Source organism: Klebsiella sp. JN_Kp121, assembly GCF_040062145.1.
Classification (GTDB): domain Bacteria; phylum Pseudomonadota; class Gammaproteobacteria; order Enterobacterales; family Enterobacteriaceae; genus Klebsiella; species Klebsiella aerogenes.
This window is the reverse complement of the sequence record NZ_JBEAHX010000001.1, coordinates 172,376-192,562: the sequence shown is the minus strand read 5'-3', so window position 1 is coordinate 192,562 and position 20,187 is coordinate 172,376. Positions and strand designations below refer to the sequence as shown.

Genomic DNA, 20,187 nt, shown 5'->3' with positions numbered 1-20,187 from the left:
GAGCGGCGAGTATGTTTAAGCAATACCTGCAAGTAACGAAACCAGGCATCATTTTTGGCAACCTGATCTCCGTGATCGGCGGTTTCCTGCTGGCCTCCAAAGGCCGCATCGACTATCCGCTGTTCGTCTGGACGCTCCTCGGAGTATCCCTGGTGGTCGCCTCGGGTTGTGTTTTCAACAACTACATCGACCGTGATATCGATCGTAAGATGGAACGGACGAAAAACCGGGTGCTGGTCAAAGGGCTGATCTCGCCAGAATCATCGCTGGTATACGCCACCTTGCTGGGTATTGCTGGCTTCATGCTGCTGTGGTTCGGCGCTAACCCGCTGGCCTGCTGGCTTGGCGTGATGGGGTTTGTGGTTTATGTCGGCATCTATAGCCTGTATATGAAACGCCACTCTGTCTACGGCACGCTGATTGGCTCACTCTCCGGCGCTGCGCCGCCGGTGATTGGCTACTGCGCAGTTACCGGTGATTTTGACAGCGGCGCGGCGATTCTGCTGGCGATCTTTAGCCTGTGGCAGATGCCTCACTCTTACGCCATCGCGATCTTCCGTTTCAAGGATTATCAGGCGGCGAATATTCCGGTTCTGCCGGTAGTGAAAGGCATCTCAGTCGCGAAAAACCATATCACGCTGTACATCGTGGCCTTTGCCGTGGCAACGCTGATGCTTTCTCTGGGGGGGTACGCCGGATATAAATATCTGGTCGTAGCGGCCGCAGTCAGCGTCTGGTGGCTTGGCATGGCGCTGCGCGGATATAAAGTGGCGGATGATAAAGTCTGGGCGCGTAAGCTGTTCGTCTTTTCCATCGTCGCTATCACCGCGCTGTCAGTCATGATGTCTGTCGACTTCATGGTGCCGGATTCACATAATCTGCTGGCTTACGTCAGATAAGATTACGCTAAATGTGAAATGAAAAGAGCCTCCGCTAGCCGGGGGCTTTTTTTTATACGCCAACATAGGATTACTTCATTCATACCGCCCTCCCCTCACTCTTGCACTTCATTTTCTTCATTCATTAAATAGTTAAAAATTGAGAAAAAATTGAGCATCGCTAACAGTCAGCCATCTCGCGCCATTAGCGGAGATAGTGCTAGCCTTGTGCAGTAGGCAAACGCCTACGGAAAACATGGATTTAACAGCAAGGAATAACAATGAAAGAACTAACATTCAACGAAATGGAATCTGTCTCAGGTGGTTTTAACCTGGTGAGCGCTGCAACTGGCTTCGCTAGCTTTGTCGCTAATTCTGCGGCTGGGTTTACCTCATTTGCGCTGACTTCCGGTCTGGCTTTTGCCTCTTTCGTTGGCGATAGCGCGATTGAGTTTGGCAAGTTCCTCCTTGGTCAGGCAAACTGGGAAAGCGTCGTTAGCACAGGTCAAGAGAACTGGGCAAACTTCGTTTCTACCGCTGGTAACAGCTGGAACACATTCGTGAACAACGCCGCTACCGACTGGAATAGCTTCCTGGAGCAGGCCGCTTCCTAATCGGAGCTATATTAAGGGCAGATTTTTCACGCTGCCCTTTCTGTTGTTTTACATTATTTATTCAGCTCTTCACCATTTTATCGTCTGGTTCTCATCCCTTCTTCTATTACGCAACACAGTCGTAATATCTGCTAAACAAACATTTATTTACGCGTCCTTATCCCACCACTACACTAGTCGCAGTTTTTATATTGAGGTGGTAATGAACGATAACAAAATGACGCCAGGAGAACTGCGCGCAACCTGGGGTTTAGGGACCGTATTTTCACTGCGCATGCTCGGCATGTTTATGGTCCTGCCCGTTTTGACCACATATGGTATGGCGCTGCAGGGGGCCAGTGAAGCGCTGATTGGTTTGGCCATTGGCATTTACGGGCTTGCTCAGGCTATCTTCCAGATCCCGTTTGGTCTACTGTCTGACCGAATTGGTCGCAAACCGTTAATTGTCGGAGGACTGCTGATCTTCGTCATTGGCAGCATCATCGCCGCCCTGACAGATTCCATTTGGGGAATTATTCTTGGCCGCGCATTGCAGGGCTCTGGTGCTATTGCCGCTGCGGTTATGGCCCTCCTTTCCGATTTAACCCGTGAGCAGAACCGCACCAAGGCAATGGCCTTCATTGGCGTCAGTTTTGGCGTGACCTTTGCCATCGCTATGGTGCTTGGTCCTATTGTCACTCACCAGTTAGGGTTGCATGCGCTATTCTGGATGATCGCTATTCTGGCCAGCCTCGGTATTTTGCTGACTTTGTGGGTAGTACCAAATAGCCACAATCATGTACTGAACCGTGAATCTGGAATGGTAAAGGGCTGTTTCAGCAAAGTGCTTGCTGAACCTAAACTCCTCAAGCTGAACTTCGGCATTATGTGCCTGCACATCATGTTGATGTCGACTTTTGTTGCGCTACCTGGACAGCTGGAGGCCGCAGGTTTCCCCGCAGCCGAACACTGGAAAATTTACCTGGTGACCATGGTCATTTCCTTTATTGCCGTGGTGCCGTTCATCATCTATGCGGAAGTGAAGCGCAAGATGAAACGTGTGTTCCTGTTCTGCGTCGCTCTGCTACTGATAGCGGAAATCGTACTCTGGGGAGCAGGTGGCTATTTCTGGGAGTTGGTCGCTGGTGTTCAACTATTCTTCCTCGCCTTCAATCTGCTGGAAGCGTTATTGCCTTCGTTAATCAGTAAGGAGTCTCCAGCAGGCTACAAAGGCACAGCAATGGGGATTTATTCTACCAGCCAGTTTATCGGTGTGGCCATCGGTGGCGCCCTGGGCGGCTGGGTAGATGGATTCTTTGACTCGCAGACCGTGTTTTTACTGGGTGCGCTACTGGCGATGCTGTGGCTACTGGTGGCCAGCACCATGAGTGAACCGCCTTATGTCAGCAGTCTTCGTGTTGAGATCCCGGATGATGTCATCATTAATGATGAACTACAGCGCCGTCTGCAGTCGAAACCAGGCATCGAGCAGGTTATGATTGTCGCTGAAGAACGTTCAGCCTACATAAAAATTGACAGCAAAGTGACCAACCGCTTCGAGGTTGAACAGGCCATCATTGCAACTTCATAATAGACCTGAATTTCTGACCTCTAAACAATAAGTCGAACGACTGTACACACAGAAGATACTCTCGGGTATCTTCTGTTATCAAATATGAAGTTGCGAAATAATACCCATCGCTTATCTAAGCGTCGTTTGTGAAGTTTAATTCACATTAAAATTAATAGATCATTTAAATATTCACTATTATATAAAAAACCCTCTGATTAGTATATTGCCCGGTGTGCAAAGGTACATCATTAACAATTCATTAATCTAGGATGGAATTTAAAATGAAAGAATTAACCGCAAACGAAATGGAATATATCTCTGGTGCAGGCATTATCGACCTGCCTTGTGCTTTGGTTGATTTCACGATTCAATCTGCACTGGGTCTGGTTGCTGCGGGTATTAATGCTGGTATGATTCTGGCCTCCTCCGCTTTGGAAACCACGATTGACCTGGTTTCCAATATTCTTGGTGGTTCGCCATCCAGCCTGGGAAGTATTCTAACCGACCATATCAACTCCCTGCTGTATGCCGAATCTGGGGTTTGGTCTAATTTTGTTTATAATGCTGCCACTGACTGGGGTGGTGTTGTTGATGCCCTGCAGAGCTAAATAGTATAAGGCCAGTCAGTTTTCTGACTGGCCTTATTTCAATTCTTAATTCTTATCTTCACCACACCTGAGATACATATCGCACGCTGTCATGTAATCATCATGCCAACGCCAGTAAACATGCAAATAAAAATATCCTATCGCAGGTATCATGCAGACAATAAGATATGCATAAAAGTATATTCCCCAACCTAATAATTTCAACAACAGACTCATCGCCACAATCCAGAATAACTGAAGAGTGAAGAAAATAAATAATCTTAACCACAAGGGTTTTCTATATATCCCTGGAAGAACCATCGTATTCACAAGATTTACATCAAACTCTTTTTGGAAAAGTCTGCCTAAAAAAGTGTAACGCCTTGAAGGGTGAGCGAAAATCAGATTAACCATCAGTATCGCTGAACACAGAATCAACATGGCAACGATCAACTTTGCTGAAAAAAAACCATTAGATAAAGAAAAATCATCATCAGCAACCAATGGACTGACAACCACAAAACTGGTCAAAAAAGTCATAGTGACGTTCAGGCAAGTATAATAATGAAGATTACGGTATTTAAGCGTAAATGCAGTTTCCTGCTGTAACTGCTTGACGTAACAATTTCTGGCAAACCAGCACATTAGATAAACAATGATCGGCACAAAAAAGGCAATACAGACCATTGCAGTAATAGTTGGCAAAAAAAACAGACACGCCTTTACTACCAGATAGCACACGATGAAACAGCATCCAGTTGCGACAAGTGGATGCCACAGCAGAACCTCAAAACGCGAGGCGATTTTCCCCTGAAACCAGGAGAAATTGATATTTCCTATCTCGTATTTATAAGCCCAGTACCCCTTTAGCTCATAAACAAAGCTGAACATTGTTAACGAAAAAATGGCACTTACGGGAAATGCATCCTCCTGGGTCAACAAATACCCTCTATTTTTAACATATAGCGCAATAAGTAATATACAAATAAAATAAAGATACGGGAGAAGCGACCGATCCTGACGACGAATGAAAGTTAAATAATCCGGGATCATATTAACCTCGTGGCGCCACCAATAGTTTTCTACAGTGTCTATAATACTCTGCAGAGAAACCGTCGAAATCATTTAGCAATTGTCCGAGATACGCCTTATTGCTGATTTCAACAAACCTGGCAAAGGGGATATGTTGTAAAAAAGCGCTCATAGATGCTGTCCACTGTACCCTATGGGTCAAATGCAAAGATAAGTTCTCTTTAATTTTCTCCGGATTATATTCTTCACACCCGGTGACATTCATCAGTACAGGATGATTTGGCCGGAGAATTTCCACCGTCTTCAGCGCATCCCGCATGGGTTGAACCCCCTCAGACATAAGAGGTGTATGCCAGGCTCCGCTAACGCCAAGTTTGATAGCTTCCAGGCCTGCCCCCATTAGTCTCCCGGTGAATTCACTTAAATCTGGTAGCGTACCGCCAACTACCTGCTGGTAGGGGCTATTATCACAACTCACCACAACTTGACTTCCGGAGTCGTTAATCAACTGGCTTACCATTTGAAAATCAGCGCCTCTTACCGCTAGCATTGCGCCTTTATGGATATTGCTTAAATCATCCATAATGGTTGAGCGCGCCAATATTAGCTTGAACACATTTTCCAGCGTTAAGGCGCCGGCCGCGTATAGTGCGCTATACTCACCAACGCTATGCCCGCACGAACCAATAACATTCGCATCAGAGAATTGCTCGGCATACAGACTATATAGTGTGACATTGATAGCCGTCACCGCTGCCTGCTGCGTCGTCGTTTTCACCAGACGATTCATCGGCCCTTTCTGACACAACCGGCGCAGATCTAACCCTGTCACATCGCTGGCACAGTCCCAGATTTCCCTGGTAGTTGTATTCAGATCCCATAAATCTGCTCCCATTCCGACAACAGGGTTTCCCTGACCGGCGAAAATAAGCACCGTAGGTTGCACTGATTGTTTTGTCATAAGCGATATATCCTTATAAATAGTATTTAAATCCGACGTAAACTCCGAGGGTCTCGCCAAAAAGTGCGAACTCAGAATCATGACTACCGAATGCGCTATACAAACCCGTATAAATCTCAGCTTGGTCACTTAATCCTTTTAACGGATTGATATAATGAGTACCTACTAAGGCACTACCATCAACTAAGTTCATCACCAGATAGGGCTGAAGCGTTGAATGATCTGCATTTTGTAAACTTAGCCATGAAGTAATATAATGCCGTCCCTGCAGCATTCCTTTATTCCCTGTATTACTTATTTCTGAGCCCATCAGATACTTATAATCATCAAACACTTTGTCTAAGCTGGCAAAACCGGTTTTTTTACTTAATAACTTAATAAAGTCAACCTGTTCCCGCCATGCCGATTTTGAATAACCTTCACTTTGATAGTAGTACTCGATGCCCAACACACTAAAAAGGTCGGTGGTATACTGCCCACCAATGGCTACTTCATAGCCACTTTTGTCATTCTGCGCATAGAGCGATGAAGGATATAGCCCAGAAAGCACCTCATCCTTTTTTTCATGAGAAAAATGCCGCCATTGCTGCGTTTTGTGAAGCGCAACTTCTACATTGACTACAAACTGAGGTGTTAAGTTGTAGCCATCTGCTAGTGCCAATGAAGTAGAATCACCAAGCATCACATTCGCAGCCAGTCGATGATTAACAAGGTGATAATCGGTGTAACTTAATAAATAGTATTCATTGCTGTTAGCCCTTTGATTGGCCGTCCAGTTGCTTGATGACTCATAGTATTTATCAATACTTGCTAATTTTGGTATAACTGTGAGTGAGAATGCATAATCACGAAATTCTTTCGCTAACCGCCCTCCCCAATACGACTCGCTATAGGCAGACTCCAGCTTCGGGTCGTATATCCGTGTCGGTTTAAAACCTGCATAATAGGTGGCTACCAGTGAAGCCGGGGATCTTAAATGAAAGGCTCCTGGAAGTGAATTTAGTTTTCCACCCTCAAGACTGACATTTTCAGATAACGACAAGTTAAGCTTAAGTCTGTCTATTAACATTTTGGCGCGATGTTCATCTTTTTCGAATAATCCCACGCCATGTATTGGATAAAATCCTAAATTATATAGTGAAAAATCCAACCCCAGCACATCATCAACTAAGTAACAAGCACTTGAGAAGTTAATGGCAATATCATTATATACGTTGTTCGTTGTATACGGATTGGCTCCATTGATGCGCCAGATCGACCCGCTTTTGTGCGCAACAGATGTCTGACCGGTCAAAATAAACTGACTATTAGAACGTATTGCATCACCTGACAAACAATTAGCCCCTCCCCATAATGGAGTTATTAATATAGAAAGCAGCAAAGTAACCAGATGGCCTTTCACTTCACGCCTCTCTGAATAAACTCTTTAGTGAAGTGAAATTCAGGTAACGACTCAAGGCGGACATCACTATACTTCATGACAGAATACCCCTTTTCATAGCGCGCATTCTGCACAATGATCTCTGTTGGACGGTATTTCCCTAATACCATCTGATAGTTTGTATATAAGACACTTTTGAGAAGTTTATTATCGAGAGTGTAATATGATGCTTTGAATGGCCGGCATTCTGCATTTTTTTCCACCAGGTAGATCACTTTAGGATAAGTAATGGCCTCAGAGTTACGAGTGAGAGACAGTCGATAGCAAATTTTATCGCCGCAGGGTTCCTCCCCTTCCAGGGTCGAATCATAGGCATACTCGAAGTTCGTGACGATAACATCACCATTAGAGATCTGACCAATTAATCGTTGTGAGCGCGAAATAGGAATAGGTCTGCGTAGTTCGGGTGTATAAAACCATAAATCATACCAATCAGATAACATGATCTTGCCTTTATCTCGCGGAGGATAGGTAAAACGTATGAGTGAACGAGCATCAGCTTTCAAACCGTTTTCCGGTTTAATAAATCGCATCGATATATCCAGCGATTGCTTATTTTCAGGCTCTGTTCTACCTTCTTTATACTCAAGTACAGTCACGTTATAGCGGAAAGGTTCATTTGGTGAGCGAACATCATCAGCTTTGCGAATAATCTCCAGGGCTTGCTGGCTATCACTCGTCGCCTGTCCAAGAACTGAATACGAAAATATAGCTATTATGAATAAATACCATGCATTGCTTTTCATACTGTCCTCTATGAAAATTTGAATGCATCGGTAATGTTGAGGCGCGATGCACGATATGCGGGAATAATGGAAGCCACGGCAGATGTTAAAATTGGTAATATCAAGGTTATCCAAATCAATCCCACATCATTCGTTTTAATAAATGCGGTATAACCTACAGATTGTCCAGGCGAAGGTGGTATCGCAATACCTGAGATATTAATTATAGCGGCAATAGTGAATCCAAAGAGAAGACTCCCTAATGCGCCAAAGATACCGATATATATGCCTTCCAGCCAGAATAAACGCGTAACACGGTTTGATTGTAAGCCAATTGCGCGCAGCGTAGTAATTTCTCGGGTTCGCTCGACAATACTCATCGTCATTGAATTGCCGATCATAAATACTACGATAAGTGCCACGATAAGTTTGATAAAAAAATAGATACCGGACAGCATACCTTCCACCTGCTGGTAAAAAATAGAATTCTCCCTCCAATCCTTAACGATCAAAGGTAAATGATGGTCCGCTATATATCTTCTCATTTTCTTAACAAACGACGTTACATCATCGTTATTCAGCAAAATGACTATCTTACTAACACCATTAGTACCCATGATTTGCTGTGCAGTCTCAAGGGGCATTTTGATTACAACATCATCATAATCCTTTATACCTGATTCAAATATTCCTCGTAATTTTACAGATATAGTTCCCTGACCTCCCGCTATATTAACAGTCATGATATCAAGCCAGTCCCCGTAGTGGCTATCTAAGGTTTTTGCCAGGCCGCTGCCAATAGTAATCTCATCATGTTTGACACGAGATAAGTCGCTACCAAAAATTATCTTATCAAAAGCTCCCAACTTCAGCGCCGGTAATAGCTCAACGCCCTGTGCTGAAAAATAATTAGATGTTTCAGTTTCGTAATGTGAGATTATTCCGGTAAACTCAAGTTGTCCGGAGATTGTTGAAATCACATCAGAAAAATCGGCGTTCTGCAAAATTTTATTTTTCAGTGTAATATAATCAGATATCAGACTCTTATTTTTGTTAGCGGTTTCAAAGTAGGTGCTGTTATAAATCTGTACATGTCCAATATTTGTACGTATTGTTTGCTCTTTGAGTATCCAAAAAGAGTAGTTGATAAAACCACCATATAAAAATATGGCGCAACCACCTAATATAATGGCGGAAATGGTAGAAAACGTTCTTCGCCGGTGCCGTAACAAGTTCAAAAATGAGAATTTAGCATCGCCAAAATTAAAAATAATGTTATAAACAACAAATATTAATAGCAACACCACAATTGAATTAATAAATATCATATCCGTTGACATTCATTCACCTTTAATAACGGGAATAATAACCTGTAAGACTTCAACCATTTCCCAAGCCGGCATTTCGTTATTTTCAAAATCAATTTCACGCTGCTGATTAACTCTCCGCAGATGATCAACGAGTTGTTTTTCTTGCTGTTTCATATGGCAATTATGAAGGGCCCTTAAACGCATTATCAGTATATTACCAATGATCTCACTGCTAAATTTGTCTTTATTCTTCAGCAGTAGGTCAGTATCCTCGATGGTAATCACACAGCGCCCTAACCCCACTGGTAGCCAGGCATCAACTCTGGCACGTAAGTATCGAATCAGCATGTTGTCTTCATTGGTATCTACCGCTTCATCAAGATAAAAAAAGCCCGTCTTTGCATATTCAGAAGCGTTAATGAGATCATTGATACTCTGATAATAGTTAGCCTGTCGCAGCATTCCCCACGAATAAAAGATCAGCGCGCCAACTTTGTTAGTACGTTCATACTCTTGAAATAAATCAGAAGTGATAGATGCTAAAGCCTGTGGTTCACCAGGAAATCCATCCTGTAAGACTCGGGCAGTCGCAGGGGTTGAAACCTTCTCAGCAAATACTGAAAATGTAACCATGCTAAGACACAGGAGTAAAACGCTACAAAGATTACTTCGCTGAATCATAAATTATTACTCCATCTTTGATATCTACTCTCCGTCGAGCACGATCTTTAAGCTGAGTCGAATGTGTTGAGATAATAAATGTTGTTTTCGTCCGTTGATTAATCTCAAGCAGGAGGTCAAGAATTGATTCACCGGTAGCAAGATCCAGGTTACCTGTAGGTTCGTCAGCGACAATAACTTCGGGGCTATGCGCTAGCGCCCTTGCAATAGCGACCCGTTGCTGTTGACCACCTGACAATTGGCCAGGTTTTCTTGCCAATAAGTGGGATAAACCAACACTCTCAAGGAAATGTAACGTTCTCTCTCTAGCCTCTTTCGTACTAAAATGACCGTTGAGCGTCAGGGGATAATAAACATTATCAAAAACACTCAGCACCGGTATTAAATTGAAAAATTGAAATATGAAACCTAAATGACGACTGCGAAGGCGTGCAAGATTTTTGTCTGACAACATATTGAGATTTTTATGCAGAAAGAAGACATTGCCAGCAGTCGGTGTATCAATACCGGAAAGTATATTAAGTAAAGTACTCTTACCACTGCCAGAAGGCCCGCATAACGCAAGAAACTCGCCTTTCACAACATCCAGATTAATATTGTTTAGAGCATAAGTCATATTGTCCTGATAACCATAAGTCTTATATATACCAGATAATGAAATATCAGGTAATTCTGTTATATTGCTGCGCATATCCCCTCCTATTGGTACCAGGTATCAAAATAGGCATAGCCGCTAACTACTCCCGGAATAACGGTTCTGAGACAGCCATTATGCAATGCATACTGATTAATATATTGCCAACTTAGCGCCGGTGTCATACATCCGCTACAGCCGTAGCGAGCAATAAGATCGATGCCGGTATGAGGAAATGGTTTTGTTTTATTGATTCCTCCGGCATATGCAAGGAGATCTATATCATCAGTATTTTCAACATCTGGTAAATGTGGGTTATTGGTTGCAGTAGGTATATATGGCCCACAATGTATTTTTAGATCACTTTCTCTTTTACTAAAAATAAAACATCCCACTCTTTCTATTGATATATTTATCCCGGGAATGAGTCTTTTCTTGTTTTTTACTTCACTCTGGATCATACTTTCAGCTGTAAATGCCAACAATGGCACAGCACGATATCCTCCGCAGATAACGACAAAATCAAATACATCCCATGCAAGATAATCCTGCGCCATTGCCATCGCCTGATAAAGGGAAAAATTTTCGCCGCGAATTTTGCAAGTAACATCACTTATTGAAAATTTCTTAACCAAGTTCTTTGGTAGAGTATCAATAGTAGATAAATTAAGGCTACTGATATTGTACTCAAAGACGCCTGATTCTCCCCAGGAATCAATATAAATAAAAGCAGTTCTCGATTTCAGTAACAGCATCCTTTCTTTCGCTGACATGCTATGTAATGCGGCATCTGATACTTTATCGAGGGCGTTAATATAAGGAGTATGTTCAGGACGCCGTGTAATCTCTCGAGTATAAATTTCCCTTCTTGAGCCAAAACGTTTGAATCTCCAGCCGTTAGCTCCCGTAGTTTTCAAGGCAGTATTGTATGAGTGAGACTCCCATACATTCAACCAACTTGGATAGTATAAATAAAATGGCTCGTCTGGTTCCATGAACGAATATGAAGACAGATACATACTATTCTCCATATTAGTCAGTATTATTATGCAAATTAGTCATCAAAAGTGCAACGACGGAACCGTCGACCCCCAAGCCAGTTTTCAGAAGGTGTTTTTTAGTATGTTTACATACCCCCCCCGCTAAAGAGATATGGTGTGCGACATCCTCTATAATCCGATCGTTAACGACAGGGAAAATTAATTCTCTATCAAGCAGTATATGATGCCCAATAACTAAATCGATTAATCCAGAACCTGTTGCGGTATAGCCAATTTGCCCCTTATAGGCCAAAACTGGAAGACTATTTTCACCGGCATACATGGTGATGGCTTTTGCCTCAACATTATCACTTGATGAGGTACCATTACCATGGGGAATAAATGCACAAAGGTCTTCTTTTTTTATATCCTTATCATTTAACATTGCATTAATCAACTTTAGAATACTAGTACTTTGCCAGTAGGAATCATTACTACGCCCAGCATTAATCTGCTTGTAAGCCGAAGTAATGCTTATTCCATGGCTTTTCCCTCGCCCTAATCGGTGCTGTTGACTTTCCAGTAACATAGCGCCATACCCCTCAGCAAAAATTACACCATTACTGTTTATACCGAAGGGTTGGACCATTTCACTCTCCAACATTCCCTGGCTCTCAAGGAACACTAGATCTTGATATTTAATTTTTGAAATATTGATGATCAGCGCCAGATCAATACCACCTTGCTCTATTGCCCTGATCCCCAGGTGGATAGCAGTGAGTGAAGAGTTACTGGTGCAGTTCATATTTGGGGGAAGATGTTTTAATTCGTATCGTTTTGCAAGGCGATAGGAAGCCGTGTCCTGCGACATATTTTTCACTGATAAATTTTTGATTGAGGATATCAATGAAACATCTTCCATATCATTATAATTATAGAAATTTCTATAATCCATGACATCAACGCGCGGACCTATCCCTGTAATATATACTCTGACCCTATTACCTTTCAGGCAGTCTTCATTGAGGCCAGCCTGAATTAAGGTTTCATTGATAAGTTTATATACCAGGTCAAAAGCGCTATCATTATCCCGTTTTAGTTTCGCTATCAGTATATTGCCAGAAAATCCACAGTCGATAGCCTGTTTATCTGAAGTAAACCATGGAGATAAGTGTACACATTTACCTTGCCGCAAATTTTCAATTAACAGCGAACTATTCTCTGCATACGGTAAACACACACTGAAACCAGAAATAATAGCCCTTTCGCTCACCTTATAATCCTTTTATCACAATAGCGTAATAGTTTCCGCCTTCAGTCGCTCCAATTAAAAGAGCGTATCTAATAGTTAGATTAAGTGATTGGTTCACAAAGTTGACTCTCTCATCAGAAAATTGTCGAGTATAAGGAATAGCAGGAACCGATTGTCTGCGAATACAATCAAGAAGAACCGCCAGGTTTAGCAGACCTGCAGAAGAGGCGACAAAACCAAAGAATGCATTGTAATTCACAACCGGTACATGAGGATTAAGGCAATTAAATGACGTATATATCGCATTCGTTTCTATCATTGAATTTACTTCGCTACCATTACTGGTCCCGCAAACTAAATCAATTTCTTTCGAGGTAATACCCGCATCCGCAAGCGCGCGAGTAATTGCCATAGACATTGCTGCGGACTTCTCCTCAACCTGTGTCACGTCAAAATAGGTATTGCTACATGCCTTACCATAACCAGCGATTTCAGCTAATACCTCAGCGCCGCGGGCCACTGCTGACTGTGGATCTTCCAGGAGCATCATGCATGCGCCTTCACCTGGTACGTAGCCCTGTGCTTCTTTGCCATATATCTGATAATCAGCCGGATCGGACATCATATGAATTTTATTTGTCACCGCATCCATATAAAGCGACATAGAAGGAAAGTATTCATCAGCCCCGCCAATTACAACCTGCGGTTGGAGTTGTTGGCGAACAATTTCATAGCCATAGGTCAATGCGCCAAGCGCAGCATTTTCACCGGTAGCCAACGTTGTTGTATATCCTTTGACCCCTTCTGAGATCCCGCAAAATGTTGTAATTGAGTTCATTAGAGAGCCGGGAAATTCCGAAGTCCGAACTTTCCGCGGGTCAGGTTTCAAACTTTGCAAATACTTATAGGTTGTTTCTTGCGGCCCTCGCGCCATTCCCAGAACCATACCCAAATCATCTCCATCTCGTTTGATCTTGCGTTTAGCCATATGCAAAGTTTCTGAAAGTGCAAGTAGAGCAAACGTACCGCCGCGAGTTGCCTTACGCGGGTCGTATCGACGTAGATGTTTGCGTGGTTCCAGGCCTTTCACCTGATAAGTTTTAAAATTCTCTTCTGTCTCCGGCTGCTTGTACTCCTCTTCCTGATATTCACCACCAAATATATCCGCAAACTGATTGGTTTTGGCCAATACACCCAACAGCTCTTTCGCCTCGTCAAGCGTGTCATCAGGAAAGACAACACCGCTGAGTTCTACTGAGCTGTCGCCTTCATGGATATAGCGAAGAATCTCATTTAGAGTGTGACCTATAGCCGATACAGCGCCTACTCCAGTAATAGCAACTCGTTTTGCTTCATAGGAGGTGAGTGGAACTGAACAAGGTTTAGTGCTGACAATCATGCAGCAGTTATTACCGCCGAAAGCATAATTGTTATTCATAAAGATATTGATATCTTTTTTACGAAACTCGTTCGGTACATAGTCCAGATCGCAATTGGGACGAGCCTGCGAAAAACTGAGTGTTGGCAGAACTTTTTTTTCTGGCAGAGTCACCAGGCACGCAATAAGTTCGACAATTCCTGCCGCCCCAATATTGTGGCCAAAATAAGATTTTGTGGAACTTATTAACAAATTTTCTGCTCCGGAGAAAACCTTCTTCATTGCCAGAGTTTCGATTTGATCATTAGCTTCCGTACCCGTGCCATGCGCATTGACATAATCAATTTGTTCAGGCTTGACCCCAGCATTCGCCATCGCTTTTTGCATAACCTGCACTGCGCCACTGGCGCGTGGGTCGGGACCTGTTTCATGATATGCGTCGCAAGATGTCGCGTAAGAAAGAATTTCACCGAAGATGGTCGCGCCACGCGCCACCGCATGTTCATACTCTTCGAGTACAATGGCCCCCGCGCCCTCACCAATAGACATACCTGAATGCCCTGAAAATGGCGAGCATGATTGCGGATGCATAACATTCAAGGCATAAAAACCCGCGAAAGTGGGTAAATAGATGGGTTCTGTACCTACCGCCAACATAGCCTTACTTTTGCCATTTTGGATATAATCAAAAGCCATACCGACAGCATTCGGGCTTGCGGTGCAAGCCGTCGCAACGAGTTCCACTCCGCCCTTCAAGCCCAGTAGCGTTGAAGCGCTGGAGCAACATGATGAAAAACTGCCTGAAAACAGAGCCTTTCTTAATGAAAAGTCCTGAATACGCTGCTCGAAGAGAGGGAGAAACGCTTCTGTACCCGCAGAAGAAACGCCCACAATCATCCCCATCTCTTCCAGACACTGGCGATTGGCGGCCAGTTCTGCCTGCTCTAGTGCTTCCTTACCAACTTTGTAAGCCCAAAGCGCGGCATTATCGAGCGATGCAACAATTTCTTCAGATAATTCGGGACAATGAATTTTATGCAGCATTTCAGCCGCTCGGGCATTCGCAAACCATTTAGAAAAGCGAGCGCTGTCAGCAATACCATTTTTTTTAGCCAACAGCGCTTGCCTGAAGTCTGCAATATTGTCGGCGAGGGATGACAATATTCCCATGCCGGTAATAACTACTCTTTTTCTGCTCGTTTTCATATTTTTCTGTTCTATCCAGAGTGGTTAACAACGATTCCGAGAATGCCGAGTTAAGAATAAAGTCGCTAATTGTTATACCGTTTCAAGCGCGCTTTTCGCCTTCAATTCATCAACATAACTATGGATTGTTGGGTTAACCAATAAACTCAGATTATAAATAAAAGGGACATTTTGGGTTTTGGCTGTGATTTCCCCATTTACAGTTTGAATAGTAAAACCGGAGATATCCGCTAATGCATAGCATTCGTCAATCAGTGCCAACGCGATCCAATGCTGTTTCGCAGGAGAATATGCTGCTTTAACAATAACACCGACTTGATGTCCATTAACCATCACAAGGTCATTTGAGTCGATGTGACTACATCCAACATCAGGAGCAATCCCAACAAGTTTGCGCTCAGCCCCCTTCCGCGATAGTTCTTCTACCGCACTCTTACCAATAAAGTCTTCCTTGTCATACTGAATAGCCCACTGCATTTGTAGTTCTACTGGATTACGGGAGTAATTATTATAAAGGCTTTCGTCCCATCCCGGGTTTTCCACTCTCACCAGACGTTGATAATCTAAACCACCGGTTTTGAGCAAATACTTAGCACCTATTTCTTGTAACTTCATCCACATCGTGACTAGTGTTGCTTGTGGGCCGATCAACTGATATGCAAATTCGCCATGTTTTCCACAGCGGAAAATCATTAACTCATCATCGGTATTCATATATTCATAATATGGTAGACCAATGATATCAAAGCCATAAACCTCCGCCATTATCTCCCATGCATAGGGGCCTTCCAGCATAATAGCCCCCCAATTATTTTCCTCCATCGCTTTGATTTCAGGGATCTCCTGAATATCTAACTCCTCAGCTTTAGTCAGTACTTCGTTGAGTACATCTATAATTTCTTTAGAAGTAAGGTTCTCGGATAAAATATAATAACCATCAGCGGCGCACAAAACATATGCATCACCACGGATATCCCCGTCAGCGTTTAGCAGTAGGGAGTAAATACCCTGCTCATCACGGATGATTGATACATCAGCCGAAACCATGTAGTTTACCAACGCCCATGCATCATCTCCCATCACACTGGTGATAGACATATGAGAATAATCCACCAACAAGGCATTTTCACGCACAGCCTTATATTCTTCAAAAATATCATGATATGAAGAAGGTACGCGTTGATGATTATAGATTCCCATAACCGCATTATTTTTAAAATGAAGATCAGAAAGTAAATTCATAAAATAGCCTTTAATATAACCTTATCAATTCAGGATGTTTTTTTCTTTAGAATGAAAGATGCCAGATTATTTATGCTTCGCATATAGGCTGGATCATCACCTTCCGAGACCTGAATGTTGAAGGTTTTATCAAGCATTACGATGATTTCCGTGGCATCTACAGAGTCTAGTTTCAGTCCATTGCCAAACAGCGGTGTGTCATCATCAATTTGATGTGCCTCACGTTGAACATTTAGGCGTTGAATAATTTCGGACTTAATCGTCATAATTATTTTTTTTCTTTCATCGATTTCATCATTAATGTTGGTCACACCTGTTCTCCTTGGTAATTAAATGACTTCTCTAAAATTAATAATCACGCCCTGGCTAATGATCTTCTTCCCGACATTAGCTGTGACTGAATAATGTTTAAACCCACTCTCATCAGAAAATGAGAGTTTACTTACCACTTCAATCGTATCTCCCGGGTACGCTGTCCCTTTAAACTTCAAGTTCTGAGAAGCTAACACTCCACGGACCTGCGACCGCCTCGTACGTATTGTACTTAGCATATCCGGATGCTTTATATAAGCATGAATGTCACGCAATGTTCTCAGTTCTTCACCCGTTCGCCCCTGGTAAATATCACAGATATCAGTGAGAAAAGAGTAATACTCGCTTGCCTGACCAAATATTTCAGAAATAATAGCTCCTGGCATAATGGGATCTTCTGGGAAATGCCCAAGCAGATACGGATCATTATAAGTCACATGCTTTATAACTTTGATGAAACCATTCTCGCCATACTTATAATCAACTATCTGATCGACCATAAGTAGAGGTTGACGCCAGCCCCCCATAGCAAGAAATATTTTCGGCGGTATCGGATACTTAGACATAAATCACCGCATTACCATACCACCATCGACCACGATGGTTTGCCCTATAATATAGCTGGATGCTGAAGAGCTTAAATAAACAATGACGTTTGCTACCTCATCGCATTTTCCGAGTCGTTTTAATGGAATTGAGTTAGTCACCTCACGAACCACGGTACGGGGAACCTTCTTCGCCATTTTAGATTCAATCATTCCTGGCGCTACCGCATTAACACGCACTCCCCGCGGGGCCAGCTCAGCCGCAAGAGTGCGGGTGAAACTTAAAATTGCACCTTTGGATGCACAATAGTTTGCCTGGCCAATGCTTGGTACCAGAGCTGCAACAGATGCAACGTTGATAACAACTGGACTTTCCGCTGAACGTAATAACATTAATGCTTCTTTCGTTAACCGAAACAGACTAAGTAAATTGATGTTGATAACCGAATAAAAATCATCAAAACTCATTGATGCAAAGAGGCTATCTTTAACAATTCCCGTATTATTCACCAGCACGTCCAGTCTTCCGGCATCTATGGTCAGGCGCTCGCACAACGCCACGACTTCTTCCCGGTTCGTGAGATCGCAAGGCAAAATATGTAGCAAGTCACCATTGGCATGATTTTCTTTCAGTGCAAGCAGCGGTTCGTCATTCGATTTATATAATGCATAAACAATACATTTTTGCTCAAGAAATTTCCCACAAATTGCAAGACCTATGTCGCCGCTAGCACCAGTAACCAGCACCTTTTTACTTGCAAGATCGTTATATTTATACATTTTATATGAATGCCTTAAATTAATATATGATGGTTACGGCTATCGCATATGTCCGGCAATGTGAAATACTTAATGAAATATTCATCACTCGCTGCTCATTAAGAATATCCCTAACTCTACCGGATAATATAAACTCAGGTTTTCCATATTCGTCATGAACAACTTCAATATCATGGAATCGAATTCCATGGCCAAATCCGTAGCCAATGGCTTTTACCAGAGACTCCTTTGCAGCCCAAAATCCTGAGGCTCGTTCATAATTTAGATCAATAATATCGATTTCTTTTATTTCATTATTCGTAAATACTCTCTGAAGAAACCCCGACTTATGATTAATAATAGCCTTTTTTATTCTTGCTACTTCGACAATATCTGTACCAATACGCATTACATATTTCCAAAAGAATTAAATCTGGTACGCAAAATTGAAATTAAACTTATACTTATCCACATCGAAATCATCCGGATAGAGAAAAGGTGTTGATAACGAAGCATCATACTCGACAGCTTTCACCGCGCCTTTAACTCCTAAGACTCCACCCATTATCCTTTTCCCACTCAGGTCTTGTGAAGGTAACTTACCAATTATTTGTCCATAATCTGTGCCAACATAAGGGGTGATACCGTCAAATCCAGTCACCACATTCAGGGTATTTTGTATAAAAAAACCTTTATTCCCATAGATACCATCGCTGTTTTGAAAACCACGTACACTCCAACGATCGCCTATTGTAAATTGATCCTGTAACGTCAAATTATCTGGTGAATACTGGGCACCAAAATTAAGTTCGTAATAGGCGTTGGCTGGCAACATCGTTAACCATTTCACATAGTTCAGATTAAGGTTTACAATTTGACTTTTCTTACTCACAGTGCCAGTACGCATGTCTGGTGTGTCAGTGCCACCAAAAGCCCTGGTAAACCGTTGCCAGGTTAAAGTAGAATCCAATGCAGCCCCGGTAAAGTTTCTTTTATAATTTAATCCTAACCGTATGTTACCCATATCTCGTTTTTGCAAAACTAGTTCTGTCCCACCCAATGTGTAGTCATATTTCCGTCTGATAAATTCAGCACTCGCAGACAATTTAGAGTTCACATTGCGGTATAGCATACGATTACCTTTGAGGCTGAAATACTCAGTCTCACCTACATAATCAAAAGTATATGTACCAACATCAATACCCTGAGTAGATTTACTTTTACTATAAAAAAGACTTAGATCGGTATATCCAAAAGGCACACTATAATAGGCACTAGCATTTTTATACCCACCGGTCTGGCTACCCGTCCCCGCCAGGTAAAAAACATCGCTCAAACTAGTGACATTATATAAATACCCCACTCCACCAATAAGTTGGTTTCCAGTGCTATCATCACCATAGTTATTGTACGAAGCTCTGGCACTCCATATTTTTTTTCGTTGCGTATTAATTACCAGCTTGCTCGTGCCATTTTTAGTACCTGGCACTATGTTAATTTTAACATCAACCTCAGGTGTTCTCTGTATATTTTCCAGGCCCTGCTCAACATCCCTGATATTGAGAATATCACCTTCTGAAAATGGCAAAACCCATTTACTTATATCGTTATCAACAATGACAATCTCAGAAATCCTTCCTGGTATCACTGCCAAACTTAATTTTTTAGTCAAGAGATCTTGAGATGGAATTTCCACCCTCGTTGTTATATACCCCGCATTTAAATAGTAATCTTGAAAAAGCACAGCCGCTTTTTTCAACCCATTCATCCCTAAGCATTTTCCAGCAACCTGTTTTTTAATTTTATTTAATCCGCGGTCGTCTAAAAAATCATTGCTAAGCACTAATTCATCAATTTGAAAACACGGAGTTTCCAGCGGGAATGTGCTATCGGTTTCTTTTTTTGCGACGGCATCGGAGAACACATCCTTTTGTTCTATTTTTCGGTCTTTGAACGCAGCGTTATCATTGCTTTGCTGGTCTTTTACAAGCCGCCCTAACTGAGCATCAGCCGCTACTGCAGGGCCGGTAATCAACAATACCAGGCTAATAATTACTATATTGCGAATATCCATTTCATACCCTAATCAGGTAAAAGC

Annotated in this window: 20 protein-coding genes; 4 read left to right on the top strand and 16 right to left on the bottom strand. The window is 42.5% G+C overall.

Annotated features, from left to right (window positions below):
* The first annotated feature begins 11 nt into the window (after nt 1–11).
* From cyoE to ABLU86_RS00945, 4 genes are all read left to right on the top strand, one after another.
* Complete coding sequence (gene cyoE, locus ABLU86_RS00960) at nt 12–899, top strand: heme o synthase (protein ID WP_042893779.1); 888 nt, start codon at nt 12–14, stop codon at nt 897–899.
* Between the two features lie 260 nt (nt 900–1,159).
* On the top strand, nt 1,160–1,492 hold the full coding sequence (locus ABLU86_RS00955) for a hypothetical protein (RefSeq protein WP_015367962.1): 333 nt from the start codon (nt 1,160–1,162) through the stop codon (nt 1,490–1,492).
* A gap of 43 nt (nt 1,493–1,535) precedes the next feature.
* Entirely contained in the window at nt 1,536–3,062 is a 1,527-nt protein-coding gene (locus ABLU86_RS00950; RefSeq protein WP_207188219.1) for an MFS transporter, read from the top strand.
* 263 nt (nt 3,063–3,325) lie between these two features.
* On the top strand, nt 3,326–3,652 hold the full coding sequence (locus ABLU86_RS00945) for a hypothetical protein (RefSeq protein WP_015367964.1): 327 nt from the start codon (nt 3,326–3,328) through the stop codon (nt 3,650–3,652).
* Nucleotides 3,653–3,697: 45 nt separating this feature from the next.
* Here the strand turns inward: ABLU86_RS00945 and ABLU86_RS00940 are convergent, their stop codons facing one another.
* From ABLU86_RS00940 to ABLU86_RS00865, 16 genes are all read right to left on the bottom strand, one after another.
* A complete protein-coding gene (locus tag ABLU86_RS00940; protein WP_154105343.1) occupies nt 3,698–4,684 on the bottom strand; it encodes a hypothetical protein in 987 nt (328 codons plus the stop codon).
* 1 nt (nt 4,685) lies between these two features.
* A complete protein-coding gene (locus ABLU86_RS00935; RefSeq protein WP_348796045.1) occupies nt 4,686–5,624 on the bottom strand; it encodes an ACP S-malonyltransferase in 939 nt (312 codons plus the stop codon).
* Between the two features lie 13 nt (nt 5,625–5,637).
* Nucleotides 5,638–7,026 (bottom strand): hypothetical protein, encoded by a 1,389-nt coding sequence (locus ABLU86_RS00930; protein WP_063402272.1) that lies wholly within the window; start codon nt 7,024–7,026, stop codon nt 5,638–5,640.
* Complete coding sequence (locus ABLU86_RS00925; protein ID WP_063402271.1) at nt 7,023–7,811, bottom strand: outer membrane lipoprotein-sorting protein; 789 nt, start codon at nt 7,809–7,811, stop codon at nt 7,023–7,025. Before ABLU86_RS00925 ends, ABLU86_RS00930 begins: the two co-directional genes overlap by 4 nt.
* A gap of 8 nt (nt 7,812–7,819) precedes the next feature.
* Nucleotides 7,820–9,130 carry an ABC transporter permease gene (locus ABLU86_RS00920; RefSeq protein ID WP_348796046.1) on the bottom strand — a complete coding sequence of 437 codons (1,311 nt, stop codon included), beginning with the start codon at nt 9,128–9,130 and terminating at the stop codon, nt 7,820–7,822.
* A complete protein-coding gene (locus ABLU86_RS00915) occupies nt 9,131–9,733 on the bottom strand; it encodes a hypothetical protein (protein WP_225526365.1) in 603 nt (200 codons plus the stop codon).
* Nucleotides 9,734–9,764: 31 nt separating this feature from the next.
* Nucleotides 9,765–10,472, bottom strand: coding sequence for an ABC transporter ATP-binding protein (locus tag ABLU86_RS00910; RefSeq protein WP_059444416.1), 708 nt, complete (start codon nt 10,470–10,472; stop codon nt 9,765–9,767).
* Between the two features lie 8 nt (nt 10,473–10,480).
* Complete coding sequence (locus ABLU86_RS00905) at nt 10,481–11,434, bottom strand: ATP-binding protein (protein WP_162184121.1); 954 nt, start codon at nt 11,432–11,434, stop codon at nt 10,481–10,483.
* A 13-nt stretch (nt 11,435–11,447) separates the two neighbouring features.
* A complete protein-coding gene (locus tag ABLU86_RS00900) occupies nt 11,448–12,668 on the bottom strand; it encodes a beta-ketoacyl synthase (RefSeq protein WP_348796047.1) in 1,221 nt (406 codons plus the stop codon).
* A 1-nt stretch (nt 12,669) separates the two neighbouring features.
* Nucleotides 12,670–15,231: a beta-ketoacyl-[acyl-carrier-protein] synthase family protein gene (locus ABLU86_RS00895; protein ID WP_348796048.1), complete on the bottom strand. Its 2,562-nt coding sequence runs from the start codon at nt 15,229–15,231 to the stop codon at nt 12,670–12,672.
* Nucleotides 15,232–15,303: 72 nt separating this feature from the next.
* The gene (locus tag ABLU86_RS00890; RefSeq protein WP_348796049.1) at nt 15,304–16,473 is read right to left on the bottom strand and encodes an aminomethyltransferase family protein; all 1,170 of its coding nucleotides are present in this window, start codon (nt 16,471–16,473) and stop codon (nt 15,304–15,306) included.
* Nucleotides 16,474–16,502: 29 nt separating this feature from the next.
* A complete protein-coding gene (locus tag ABLU86_RS00885) occupies nt 16,503–16,784 on the bottom strand; it encodes a phosphopantetheine-binding protein (protein WP_020079484.1) in 282 nt (93 codons plus the stop codon).
* Nucleotides 16,785–16,802: 18 nt separating this feature from the next.
* The gene (locus ABLU86_RS00880; protein WP_020079485.1) at nt 16,803–17,351 is read right to left on the bottom strand and encodes a 3-hydroxyacyl-ACP dehydratase FabZ family protein; all 549 of its coding nucleotides are present in this window, start codon (nt 17,349–17,351) and stop codon (nt 16,803–16,805) included.
* Nucleotides 17,352–17,354: 3 nt separating this feature from the next.
* A complete protein-coding gene (locus ABLU86_RS00875) occupies nt 17,355–18,110 on the bottom strand; it encodes an SDR family NAD(P)-dependent oxidoreductase (protein ID WP_020079486.1) in 756 nt (251 codons plus the stop codon).
* Nucleotides 18,111–18,129: 19 nt separating this feature from the next.
* Nucleotides 18,130–18,498 carry a holo-ACP synthase gene (gene acpS / locus ABLU86_RS00870; RefSeq protein WP_020079487.1) on the bottom strand — a complete coding sequence of 123 codons (369 nt, stop codon included), beginning with the start codon at nt 18,496–18,498 and terminating at the stop codon, nt 18,130–18,132.
* 18 nt (nt 18,499–18,516) lie between these two features.
* Complete coding sequence (locus ABLU86_RS00865) at nt 18,517–20,163, bottom strand: ShlB/FhaC/HecB family hemolysin secretion/activation protein (RefSeq protein WP_348796050.1); 1,647 nt, start codon at nt 20,161–20,163, stop codon at nt 18,517–18,519.
* Nucleotides 20,164–20,187: the final 24 nt, after the last annotated feature.